Genomic DNA, 12,886 nt, shown 5'->3' on the forward strand with positions numbered 1-12,886 from the left:
TTAAACAAATATTACTCGCCAGTTTCTGCGTGAGGTGCATCTACAGGTTTTGATTGTGATGAACCTATCTGTCTCAAATAAATAGAAAGTACTATAATTGCAAATACTGATAAAAATTCGCTCTGCCAATTTTGAAATGATTCAAACCAAAATCTTGAATCGGTAATATATTTTGATGCTGTTTCTAGGGGCATTCCTTTGAAAGAGAGCTGTTCATTTTCGTCTTTTAAACTTCCATAAAAATGTGCAACGAATGAAAGCGCAAATAATAAAAACAACATAATACTAAGTGAATGCTTGTAAAGAGCCAAAATAAATCCTCCTTTTTTAACGGGCCAAGGAGCGTCTTTTTTATTGGGAGAAGGTTCACGGTCAACCTCTTCTTCTTTATCAAAATCTTTAGATTCTGAAGATCCTTTTTGCTGTAAAAAAATAGTTAATACAACAAGAAGCGCCATTTGCAAAAATTCACTTTCCCAATTTTCAAAAGTAGACTCTACAAAATGTCCTGTTGAGAAATAAGATAATATAGTAATTGGAGTCACTCCGTTTTCAATAAGATCTTTATTATATTCTTTAAAACCAAAAAGAATCTGCCCGGCAAACGAAGCAAAAAATAATAATAAGAAACAAATTGAAAGTCCGTTGTTGCGTATAAAAGTTTTCATAATATGTTCATTTCAGAAAACATTACTGATATACCGCCAGCACTTGGCAATTCATAAAACAGTTTTTGTATTGTAGTTATTTTTTTGTGACCAAATAAACTTTCGATATCCTTTTCTTGATAATCATAGAAAGTGTTCTTATTATATGTTGAATTCATTTTCATAATTTTAGGTGTATTATATTAAACCATAATCCCTCTATCTTCTGCATTTATTCATCTGCTGGTAAAAGCTGAGATTCCATAAATTTTCCCGTAACAATAGTTCCTTGTTCATCTTCCCATTGGGTAATGACATTTTCTATCAAATCTGGTTCAAAATCTATAATTTTCATTACTTGATTACCAAATTCCTGCTGTACTTTTTGACCTTTCTTAAACATAATCTTAATCCTTATTGTTATACAAAATCTTCTCTTTTCATTATTTAATAAATAAATCACAACATGAAAATTCATTTATTTTTCTCAATGTTAAAATTACTTATACTGGCTTTCAGTATTTTACAACATTATAGAGCTTTATTATATTATTAAATGATTTATTGAATATCAAGTATTCAAAAATCCCTAAATAAATAGTGCTGCTTTAAAAAAAGAAAAGGAAAGCTTAAATAGTTTTAAAGTTTTCCCTTTCTTTTTACTTCAATATAAATTACTGCGTGATATAGAGTTGAATTACTTCCAAGGATCTAAAACGACTTTTACACATCCGTCTTCGCGTTTTTTAAAAATGTCGTAAGCATGCGAAATCTCAGATAATGGCAGTCTGTGTGTAATAATATCATCAAGCTGTACTTTTCCCTGAACCACATATTCTAATAATTTATCGATATGTTTATGAGCAGGAGCTTGTCCGCCTTTTAGGATAATTCCTTTGTCAAAGAATTGTCCCAACGGAAAATTATCGTAATTAACAGGATAAACGCCCAGTACAGCAACTATTCCACTTCTTCTTACAGCACTCATACAAGCTTCTAGTACTTTTATGGAACCTTTTTCAAAATTAATAGTTGCTTTAATTCGGTCACCTAGATTTCGATCAGGTTCAAAACCTACGGCATCAATACAAACATCTGCACCGCGGCCGTTTGTTAAAGAACGAATATGTTCTACAACATCTTTTGGTCCGTCTTCCCATAAAATAGTAGTGCAGCCCGTTGTAGCTTTTGCTTTATCAAGTCTGTATTGAAGAGTATCTACAACAATAACCTGCGCTGCTCCTCTTAACCAGGCACTTTTTGCAGCCATTAAACCAACTGGTCCCGAACCAAAAATAGCTACTGTTTCTCCTCCTTTAACTTCTCCCCAATCTACTCCTGTATATCCAGTTGGGAAAATATCTGTTAGAAAAAGAACCTGCTCATCTGTTAAATTATCAGGAACAACTCTTGGTCCATAATTCGCATAAGGAACTCTTACGTATTGAGCCTGACCTCCGTCATAACCTCCGTAAAGATCTGTATATCCAAAAAGTGCACCTCCTTTTTCTGTGGCTATGCCTCCTTCAGGTCCATAATGTTCAGGATTGCTATGTTCACAATTTCCTGGAACATCGTGATTACAGAAAAAACAATTTCCGCATGCAATAGGAAAAGGAACTACAACCCTATCGCCCCTTTTAACATGAGTTACTTCAGAGCCAACTTCTTCTACTATCCCCATAAATTCATGTCCGAGAACCATAGGTCTGGGCTGAGGAAATCCTCCTGAATAAATATGAAGATCAGATCCGCAAATTGCTGTAGAAGTAACTTTAAGAATGATATCGTCTTTTGCATTTAATTTTGGGTCATCGACTGTATCGTATTTTATGGATCCAGGTCCATGGATAACTGCTGCTTTCATAATATTTATTTTTACATTAATAGAACGCTAAGTAACTCTTATTTAAACCATTAATATTATATTTTAATTCCATTTTCTTACATAAAAATTGACTGGTAATGATGTAAACTAATCATTTTAAGCTATAATATTTTGGGGTGTTGATTTTATAAATTTGAGAGAGATTTGAAAAATCTGATTCAAATCCAATAATCCTTAAAACAATTTTATTATGTCACAAACAGATGATAAATGGAATGATGGCAGCATTTCGTCAGGAAGCAATGTATCGTATTGGATTGATTCTACTTCTATTCTTGCTTTTCAAAATCCTGACCAAGATATTACAACAGAAGTCCTTATTATTGGCGGTGGAATTGCTGGTCTGACTACAGCTTATAAATTATTAAAAGGAGGTAAAAAAGTGGTTTTAGTAGACGATGGTGTGATAGGAAGCGGAGAAACCGGCCGCACTACAGCACATTTGTCCTGCGCCTTAGATGATCGATATTATTATTTAGAAGATACTTTTGGCAATGATGGAGCAAAATTAGCAGCCGAAAGCCACAGTGCTGCAATTGATGAAATAGAAAATATAGTGCAGACTTTAAATATCGATTGTTCCTTCAAAAGAGTAAACGGTTATTTGTTTCTGCATCCTTCGGATAAAATAGAAAATCTAGAAAAGGAATTCAATGCCACACAAAACGCTGGAATAGATACCGCTTTTTTAAAAGAAACCCCAACAATAAACGGCGGGGAATCTATGCCATGTATTGTTTTTAATAATCAGGCTCAATTTCATGTTTTACAATACCTTAAAGGAGTTGCTGATGCAGTTATTGCTCTTGGCGGAACTATTTATACAGAAGCAAGAGCCGAAAAAATTACTAAAGATGGTGCAGAAGTAAATGGGTATAATTTTTCTGCAGAACATATTGTTGTGGCTACTAATTCGCCTATTAACGATACTTTTACGATGCACACCAAACAAGCGGCCTACAGAAGTTATGTTATTGCGGGCAAAGTTCCCAAAGGCAAACTGCCAAATTCACTATGGTGGGATACTGGCGATTTAAATTCGAAATGGGTTTCGCAACCCTATCATTATGTTCGTTTGGAAAATTTTGATGACGAATATGACCTGCTGATTCCTGGTGGAGAAGATCATAAAACTGGGCAGGCTGATGAAGAAGGAATTTCGGAATTTGAACGATATGAAAGACTGGAAAGCTGGACACGAAATTATTTCCCTGTACTTGAAGATATTGCCTACAGATGGTCTGGCCAGATAATGGAACCTGTAGATGGTTTAGGTTATATGGGGAAAAATCCTGGTGATGATAATATTTATATTATAACTGGTGATTCTGGCAACGGAATGACTCATGCCACAATTGGAGCAATGATTATCAGTGATGCAATACTTGGAATAAAAAATAAATGGGAAGAGTTATACAGTCCATCCAGAATTTCACTCAAATCTATTGGAGATTTTGCTAAAGAAACTGCGAATATGGCTTCACAATATCTGGATTGGGTAAAAGCTTCTGATTTAAAAAATACTGCCGATTTAAATGCTGGTGAAGGAGGTGTTCTTTCGTCTGGTTTGAAAAAAATTGCCGTATATCGTGATTATGATAATACGCTGCATGCTTTCTCGGCTGTATGTCCGCATTTAGGCTGTATCGTGCAATGGAATACTGACGAAAAATCGTTTGACTGCCCGTGTCATGGTTCTCGATTTGCATCAGATGGAACGGTAATGAATGGTCCTGCAAAAACTGATTTGAGTCCAATACACGTCAAATAATTTCATAAAAATATAAAATAAAAAAACCTCCATCCTTATTTCAGATGGAGGTTTTTTCATAACTAAGCGTTTCTATTATTTATCATCGCCTTCTGTGGCGTCAAAATTAATAGTATTATAAGCCGCTTCTGTTAAGGTAGTATCAGCTTCTTTTTCTTCGTTTAAAGTTTGAACCAAAAGTGATACTGCTTCATCTTCACCTAGTGTTTTAGCAAACGCTGCAAGTGTTCCGTATGTTGCAATTTCATAATGTTCAATTTTTTGAGATGCTGCAATAATTCCGGCATCACGAACTGCTCCTTGCTCTGTCTCTTCCATAATTCCTTCACCTTCTTTGATCAAGCCTTCCATTGCATCGCATTTTTTTGCAACAGCTTTTTCTCCAACAGATGCAAAAACTTCTTCTAAGCGGGTAACTTGTCCTTCAGTAACTTTTAAATGCTCATTAATTGCATCAATAAGATTTTGAGAGGTTGCATTTTTAGCCATTTTTGGTAATGCTTTAGTCAAAGCTTTTTCTGCCCAATAAATATCTTTTAAAGAGTCAACAAATAAGTCTCTTAATCCTTCTGCTGCTGATGATTTAGCTTTTACAGTTCCTTTTGGTGCAGCTGTTTTAGATGCACTTGTCTTAGATGCACTTGTCTTAGATGCACTTGTTTTAGATGCACTTGTTTTAGATGCGTTTGTTTTAGATGCGTTTGTTTTAGATGCAGCTGGCTTTTTTGCAGCTGTCTTTGTATTTGAATCTTTCATGATAATAATTTTTAAAATTAGTTTATCAAATGTATGGAGCATTCAAACAGTTAGCTTATACAATTCTAATTCAATATTATAACATTCAAATATTTGAATATCAACCAGTAGAAAATTAAAAAAAAATATAATGAATTCTTAGCTACTATTAAATTAGGTTGTATAAAATTGGGAAATCAAATACTAAAACTATAGTTTAATTTCTTGCAAAATATAAAAGTTCGTTTTTTATAATACACTACTTTTTCCAATAATTGTGGTATATTTACACCATGAGAAGAAATGGAGAAATCATTATAATAGAAGACGACGAAGATGACAGAAATTTTCTTAAAGATATCTTTGATAGTCTGGGCTACCCGAACAAAATTGTATTCATTGAAGACCCTACACTTGCAATTCCGTATTTGTTAAAACCTCAGACAAATCCTTTTCTTATTCTTTCGGATATTAATATGCCGAAAATTGATGGATTCGAACTTCGCAGCCAGATTCTTGCTCATGACGGAATAAGTCAAAAATGTGTGCCTTATATTTTTCTTTCTACTTCAAAAAATCCTGAAAATGTAACTAAAGCTTACAATTATAATGTGCAGGGTTATTTTACGAAAGAAGAAAATTTCCCAACATACAAGTTAATGATTCAAAATATCATGGAATATTGGCGTACAAGTTTAACTCCTTCATCTTCTCATTAATTAGATCAAAAACTTTGGTGTAATCTACTGAATCTTAAGATAAAGAAATAGTTAGATTATTGTAGTACAGATTTGAGCATACTAATGAGTTCATCATAACTATTGGGCTTACTCATATAGTGTATAATTTCTTTTTTTTGCAATAAGTCCTGAACAAATTCTTGGGAAGGCGTTGAAATCAAGATTACAGGTATGTCTTTCAGTTTCTCATTACTTTTTATTTTCTGCAGAAACTCTTTACCATTTAAAAGTGGCATATTGTAATCTAGAAATATCAAATCAGGAAGCTTTTCGGCGCTTTCTAATTTATTGAATGCATTAACGGGGTTACTTTCGACGCGAAAAACTATTTCTGTGTCGATACTATAGACCGCTTCCATGAATATTTCAGCGTCATCTATATCATCATCAATGAGTAGAATTTCTTTGTATAACATAATTTTATTCTTTTTTTTTTTGCGTGCCATTATCCCAATATACGGATTATTCTTTAATCAGGTTTAAATACTATTTCTATCTTTTGGGAAATCTGGCAGGAAAATATGGAATGTGCATCCTTCTCCTAATTGAGATTCTGCAAATAAAACTCCTTGATGATTCATAACAATTCTTCTGCACAAAGCAAGACCAATACCGCTTCCTGGAAAAATATTCTGTCCATGCAGACGTTTGAAAATTTCAAAAATTTTATTTTTATAATCTTCCTTAAAGCCAATTCCGTTATCGGTAAATGAAATATGATGATACTCGCCTAGTACTAGCGGAGAATCTGTAAACTGCGCTACATATTCTCGAGAAACTAAAGTCGAACTAACTTTAATTTGTGGTATAACCTCTGGATTAGTAAATTTTAAAGAATTACTCATAAGATTATAAAACAGCTGATTCATTTGTAAACCTACAGCCTGAACCACTGGCAGTTTTCCCATTTCAATCACTGCTTTTTTCTCTTCAATAGCCAGCTCAAAATCAGTCCATATATTTTCTATTACTTTATTTAAATCTACAGGCTGTAAACTTTTCTCGGGTTGTATTAATCGAGAAAAACTTAGAAGATCTGAAATCAACTGACTCATACGCGCTGCTGAAAAAGCAATTTTTTCCACTAAAGTTTTCGGATTTCTTCCTGAATTTTCTTCCTGCAGCAAACCTGCAAAAATTCGAATTTTTCGTAAAGGTTCTTGAAGGTCGTGACTGGCTACATATGCAAATTGTGCTAGTTCTTCGTTAGAATGTTTCAAGGCATAGTTGGTCTGCTCCAAATCTAAATTAGAAGCCTGCAGCTCTTGTAAAACATTTTCAAGTTCTCTGGTTCTAAGTGCTACTTCAATCTCCAGTTCCAATTGCAGTTCACGCTGAATCGTAATGTCTTGTGCTGTCCCGCTAATTGTTAGTGGTTTGCCCTCTATATCAAAATACGTTTGCCCAACAGCATGAATTACCTTTTCCTTTCCGCTTTCTCCATGAATAATGCGGTATTCAGCTTCGTACTTTCCGCTAGATCCTGCTTGTTGTGCGGCAAAGAAAGCCTCTGTTACCCGTTTATGATCTGAAGGCTTGATAAGCGCTTGTATATCTTGAGATGATACATGAGTACCATTAAGTCCAAACATTTCGGCATGGCGTTCAGAAACGGTGCTCATTCTTGTATTGACATCCATTGACCATGTACCTAACTGTGCTAGTTCTACAGCAGATCGAAGTGCTTCCTCAGCTTGTTCAATTTTCTTAATTGCATTGATCTCTGTTGTAACATCAGAACTTACATACAGTACCGCATATACTTCACCCTTACTATCCATCAAAGGCGTAAGACTTATATTGTGATACTGCGGCGTTTCTTCTGTAGTATGGATATCTGCTACCCCATTGGCAGCCAAATGTTCTCCACTGCGATAAACCTCTTGTACGGCTTTTATAAATTCAGGAGAACTTCCTTCCAAGACTGTAATTAAAGATTGTTGCTCTATTGAATCTCCTTTATTTATTTTCTTTATAAAGGGTTCATTTGCATTCTCAATAATTAAATCTTCGCCTACAAATAAACTTATAGATACAGGCGCAGCTGCTAATACTGAACGAAGTTTAGATTCGCTTTCTCGAAGTGCAATCTCCGTTAATTTACTCTGTGTGATATCAGTAGCATGAACAATTAAGCCAATTACTTTTCCTTCGTTATTTTTATGCGGCGTATATACAATACTAAGCCATCTGGTAACTCCCATTCTCGAAGGAGCAAACATTTCATATTTCTCCTGCTCACCTCCGTAAGCGACCTCAAGATGCGGAAGTGTTTTTGCATAGGCAGCTTCTCCTAAAAACTCCCGTACACTTTTACCAATGGCTTCATGTTCATTTACAGAGAACCACTCCATAAATACACTGTTATAAGTTTGATAACGCTGTTCTTCGTCCAGATAAAAAATCATGGCCGGAACAGTATCTCTTAATAACTGCAGATGGGCTTCACTATCTTCCATTGCTTTTTGTGCCATAACCTGTGCCGTGACATCAATAGCAATATCTAAAATTGCATAAATCTCTCCTGCCTTGTTGCGCAGTGGTGTATACGAAATATTATAATAATTATCATTAAGGACTCCATTCTGGTTTATTTTGACCAGCGAAGCAGGTGAAATAAAAGGAACTCCCGTAGTAAAAATATCATCGAGTATTTTAAGGTACGCTTGGCCTTCAGTTATCAATTCTGGCATAGCCTCTCGCAGCGGAAGTCCTTTAATATCTGGTCCTTTACCTACTATATCAATAAAAGTCTGGTTAGGATATTCTATAATAAGATCCCTGCCAACAAATAGACCTATACCAGCGGGAGCGGCAGCAATCAGGGTTTTTAATTTGGTTTCGCTCTCCTCTACTTCACGGCGGCTTAGGACCTGTTGCGTTACGTCGGTAGCTACTACTAATAAAACTGTTGCATCTCCAAGCGCATTGTTGTTAAGCTGATAAGTTAAGTCAACATACACATCTTCGAGCCTGCCTTTGCGGAGCAATTCTACTTCTACTTCTTTGGCAATATAGGCATTACCTGTTTGGATCACTTGCCTTAGAAGGTCGTCAAATCCCTGACCTTTTAGTTCTGGAAGTGCCTCCAAAAGTGGTTTCCCAATAATTTCATGAGGCTGGCGCCCTACCAATTCACAATAAAATTTATTAGCATTTTGAAAAATCAAATCTTCTTCTATACTAATAGTAGCAATACCTACAGGTGACTGTTCGAACATTGTTACCAACTCATCCTGACGTGCTATTATTTCCTGCTGGGCCCTAAATGATGAGGTAACATCAGAAGCCATAACCAGAATAGCATAAACAGTATTTTTCTCATCACGCAAAGGTGTAAGGGAGTAATCGAAATACTGTTCTAGATTCGATTTTTCGTTTCGAATTCTGATTCCAGAAATTTTATATTCTTCTCCCGTTACATAAACTTCATTGAGCTTTCTATATAAATCCTCGTAATCTTTACCTGAAAAGACTTCTTTTATCTTCTTACCGATAATAGCAATGTCTTTTGACCAGTATTCCATCATTGCATCGTTGACCAATTCAATATAAAATTCACTGCTACGAAATAAAGCAGTGCCAACAGGAGCTTTTTCAATAAGTGCACGAAAACGAAGTTCACTGACCTGCAATTGTTTTTCTTTTTCTTTTTCGGCGGTTATATCTATAGCAATTGCTGTAATATATTTTTCTCCCGCTACATCTTTCACTAAAGAAATACTATTGTTAACCCAAATGACAGAACCGTCTTTACAGATGTAGCGTTTGGTAATTAGAAAATCCTTTCCATTTGCAATACAATCTTTTAAAAGGATCATATTGTTTTCTAAATCATCAGGATGAGTTAGTTCTCCCAGATTCATTTTTAATATTTCCTCTCTGCTGTAACCCAGCATTTGACAGTAGCGATCATTAACTTCTATTACCCGCCCTTCAATATTGGCTTGTGCAATTCCTGCATTTGACTGCATTAAAACGCTGTTGAGCTGTGATCGAACAGATCCAGATTCTATAAGATCGGGAATAATTGCTGAATTTTCTGTACAGGTGACAAAAACACCTTCAATTGTATTATTGGAATTGAAAATAGTACTATATCCCAGAGTCAGGTATACGCGTTGTGAAACGTTATTTCTATTGAGAACTGTTACAATATTAGATTCAGATCTAGAAATACCATCATCTATCATATTATAAATAGCATCAGACACACTTTTCCATTCCAGCGGCAAAGTTTCTTTTAATGATTTTCCTAAAGCATGCGGATGCTTTTCTGTACCAGAAAGAAAGGGGCGAAAAGAATCATTATAAAAAAAAATCTTGTCTTTTCCCCATACAACAAACATAGGAATACTCGAACCAAACATAATACTCAAAGCAGTACGAAGACTATTCGGCCAAGATTCTGTTTCTCCCAAAGAGGTATTACTCCATTTCATTTCCCTTACTAGGGTTCCTAATTCTCCTCCATTTTTTAGAAATGAATTTTCGAATTCTTTTTTACTTAACTGCACCTGCGAAATATTTTGTTTTAAGTGGAAAGATAAAGCAATTTTAATGAATGACCAATTTTTTAAAAGTCCAGTATCGAAAAATCATTAACTAAATTAACTGTAATTACTTGAGCAATTACGTTCAATAATATAAATAATAGATCATTTAGTTTATAAGTCATTCCCTATCTGTAAAAATTAACTTTAGTAAAAATTCTAAAAAATTAATCTTGTTCTGATGCCAAAAAAACACCTGATTCGTTGATGGTAATTTTTATTTATCTGACCTACTGGTAATTGTAGAACTATATATTGTAATATTATAAATACGTGACATTAGGATAATTTACATTTGATAAAAGAAAAATTACAACTTTTAACTAGCTAGAGATCTGACAAGTAAGGGTTATAATTTTTCAAAATTTCAAAGTATTTAACTAATAAGATATTTTATGAAAAATTTTCAAGACGAAAAACAACGCGATTTATCAATCAACAAATCAGATGGCACAAACAAATTTCTAACCACAGATCAAGGCCTTCGAATTAATGATGATAACAACTCGCTGAAAGCTGGAGAAAGAGGACCTTCTCTACTCGAGGATTTCATACTAAGGGAAAAAATAACGCATTTTGACCACGAAAGAATTCCAGAAAGAATTGTTCACGCACGAGGTTCAGGAGCACATGGTTTTTTTGAAGTAACCAATCCAATTCCAGAATTAACTAAAGCAGGTTTTCTTAAAGCAAAAGGTCTTAAAACGCCTGTATTTGCAAGATTTTCTACCGTTGCAGGATCAAGAGGCTCTACAGATCTTGCTAGAGACGCCAGAGGTTTCGCAGTTAAATTTTATACTCAAGAAGGTATTTATGATTTAGTTGCAAACAACATTCCTGTGTTTTTTATACAAGATGCCGCTAAATTTCCCGATCTTATTCACGCAGTAAAACCAGAACCTCATAATGAAATGCCGCAAGCTGCATCTGCGCATGATACTTTTTGGGATTTCATTTCATTAATGCCAGAATCCATGCACATGATCATGTGGGTAATGTCTGATCGCGCCATTCCGAGAAGTTATAGAATGATGGAAGGTTTTGGAGTGCACACGTTCAGATTGATCAACGAAAGAGAAGAATCTGTTTTTGTGAAATTTCACTGGAAACCTAAATTAGGAACTCACGCTGTTGCTTGGGATGAAGCGCAAAAAATTTCAGGAAAAAACCCAGATTTTCACAGAGAAGATCTTTGGGAAGCAATTGAAATGGGTAATTTCCCAGAATGGGAATTAGGCGTTCAGGTAATTCCTGCTGAAGATGAAAATAAGTATGAATTTGATCTTCTTGACCCAACAAAATTAGTTCCTGAAGAATTAGTTCCGGTAACTATTGTCGGCCGAATGGTTCTGAACAAAAATCCAGATAATTTCTTCGCAGAAACAGAACAAATTGCTTTTCACCCGGGTCATATTGTACCAGGAATTGATTTTAGTAATGATCCTCTTTTACAAGGACGCTTATTTTCGTATACCGATACACAGCTTTCTAGATTAGGAAGTCCAAATTTTCATGAAATCCCAATTAACAGAAGTGTCGCTCCAGTTCACAATAATCAACGTGACGGACATATGCGTCAGGAAATTAATAAAGGTCGCGTAAGTTATCATCCTAATTCGCTTGGCGGCGGCTGTCCTTATCAAGCAAAAATTGAACAAGGCGGTTTTGCAAGTTTTAATGAACGAGTTGATGCGCATAAAGTAAGAGAAAGAAGCGAGAGCTTCAATGATCATTTTGGGCAGGCAAAATTATTTTTTAACAGCCAAACCCCAGAAGAAAAAAGCCATATTGTAAAAGCATTGCGTTTTGAACTTGGGAAAGTAGAAACTACTGCCATAAGAGTTAGAATGTTAGGACTGCTTTCGCAAATTGATACCACTCTTGCTGAAAAAGTGGCTCTTGGACTTGGAGCTACTGTTCCGCCAATTTTGGAAACGCCGATTAATAAAGGTGTATCTCCTGAAAACGAAGGCGGTCCTCAAGAACCTCAAACTGTAGAATCTAGTGTTTCTGCTTCAGAAGCATTGAGCATGATTAAAAATCCAACAAATTCACCAACAATTGCTTCTAGAAAAGTAGCCATTATTTGTTCTGATGGCGTTTCTGAAGCTGCTGTTCTGAATATGAAAAAAGCACTTAAAAAAGAAGACGCTAAGGGATGTATTATTGCGCCACATTTAGGGTCAATTATAACTGATTCTGATGGTGCAATTGCTGCCGAATTTAGTTTTTTAACGGCTTCATCGGTATTATTTGATGCTGTTTACATTCCACACGGATTAGGATTAAATGCATTGGCAGAAAATGAAGATCTTCTAGAATTCGTTAATGACGCTTACAAACACTGTAAAGTTATTGGAGCAGATGGCGAAGCATCAGAAATCATCAGCAGCGCACCTTTTGCTTCAAAAATCACAAATGATGACGCTGGAATTATTATAACAAGCGATGTAGCAACTGAAGGATTTGCTCAAGATTTTATCGCTGCAATGACAATGCATCGTTTTTGGCAGCGTGAACCAAACTTATACAATTAATTTCAAAGAAAAAAC

At 35.1% G+C, this 12,886-nt stretch carries 10 protein-coding genes; 3 read left to right on the forward strand and 7 right to left on the reverse strand.

The genetic code is table 11. The features are described 5' to 3' along the window. Nucleotides 1-11: 11 nt before the first annotated feature. From QMG60_RS19110 to QMG60_RS19125, 4 genes are all read right to left on the reverse strand, one after another. Nucleotides 12-668: a DUF6766 family protein gene (locus tag QMG60_RS19110; RefSeq protein WP_057116352.1), complete on the reverse strand. Its 657-nt coding sequence runs from the start codon at nt 666-668 to the stop codon at nt 12-14. Then, nucleotides 665-826, reverse strand: coding sequence for a hypothetical protein (locus tag QMG60_RS19115; protein ID WP_166669288.1), 162 nt, complete (start codon nt 824-826; stop codon nt 665-667). Before QMG60_RS19115 ends, QMG60_RS19110 begins: the two co-directional genes overlap by 4 nt. Nucleotides 827-879: 53 nt before the next feature. Beyond that, the gene (locus QMG60_RS19120; RefSeq protein ID WP_166669287.1) at nt 880-1,050 is read right to left on the reverse strand and encodes a hypothetical protein; all 171 of its coding nucleotides are present in this window, start codon (nt 1,048-1,050) and stop codon (nt 880-882) included. A gap of 294 nt (nt 1,051-1,344) precedes the next feature. Beyond that, complete coding sequence (locus tag QMG60_RS19125) at nt 1,345-2,514, reverse strand: zinc-dependent alcohol dehydrogenase (protein WP_134140265.1); 1,170 nt, start codon at nt 2,512-2,514, stop codon at nt 1,345-1,347. Nucleotides 2,515-2,725: 211 nt separating this feature from the next. On the opposite strand from QMG60_RS19125, the gene QMG60_RS19130 reads away from it, so the two are divergent. Further along, the gene (locus QMG60_RS19130) at nt 2,726-4,306 is read left to right on the forward strand and encodes an FAD-dependent oxidoreductase (RefSeq protein ID WP_281866073.1); all 1,581 of its coding nucleotides are present in this window, start codon (nt 2,726-2,728) and stop codon (nt 4,304-4,306) included. Between the two features lie 75 nt (nt 4,307-4,381). Here QMG60_RS19130 and QMG60_RS19135 read toward each other — a convergent pair whose 3' ends face one another. Then, nucleotides 4,382-5,062: a DUF892 family protein gene (locus QMG60_RS19135; RefSeq protein WP_281866074.1), complete on the reverse strand. Its 681-nt coding sequence runs from the start codon at nt 5,060-5,062 to the stop codon at nt 4,382-4,384. Nucleotides 5,063-5,334: 272 nt separating this feature from the next. On the opposite strand from QMG60_RS19135, the gene QMG60_RS19140 reads away from it, so the two are divergent. Beyond that, the gene (locus QMG60_RS19140) at nt 5,335-5,760 is read left to right on the forward strand and encodes a response regulator (protein ID WP_057116356.1); all 426 of its coding nucleotides are present in this window, start codon (nt 5,335-5,337) and stop codon (nt 5,758-5,760) included. Between the two features lie 56 nt (nt 5,761-5,816). On the opposite strand, the gene QMG60_RS19145 is transcribed toward QMG60_RS19140, so the two are convergent. Both QMG60_RS19145 and QMG60_RS19150 read right to left on the reverse strand, forming a co-directional pair. Continuing rightward, a complete protein-coding gene (locus QMG60_RS19145; RefSeq protein ID WP_281866075.1) occupies nt 5,817-6,227 on the reverse strand; it encodes a response regulator in 411 nt (136 codons plus the stop codon). 33 nt (nt 6,228-6,260) lie between these two features. After that, the gene (locus QMG60_RS19150) at nt 6,261-10,298 is read right to left on the reverse strand and encodes a PAS domain S-box protein (RefSeq protein ID WP_281866076.1); all 4,038 of its coding nucleotides are present in this window, start codon (nt 10,296-10,298) and stop codon (nt 6,261-6,263) included. A gap of 431 nt (nt 10,299-10,729) precedes the next feature. Here QMG60_RS19150 and QMG60_RS19155 point away from each other — a divergent pair, with 431 nt between their 5' ends. After that, entirely contained in the window at nt 10,730-12,871 is a 2,142-nt protein-coding gene (locus tag QMG60_RS19155) for a catalase (protein ID WP_281866077.1), read from the forward strand. The last annotated feature ends 15 nt before the right edge of the window (nt 12,872-12,886 follow it).

This window comes from Flavobacterium sp. GSB-24 (assembly GCF_027924665.1).
Taxonomy (GTDB): Bacteria; Bacteroidota; Bacteroidia; order Flavobacteriales; family Flavobacteriaceae; genus Flavobacterium.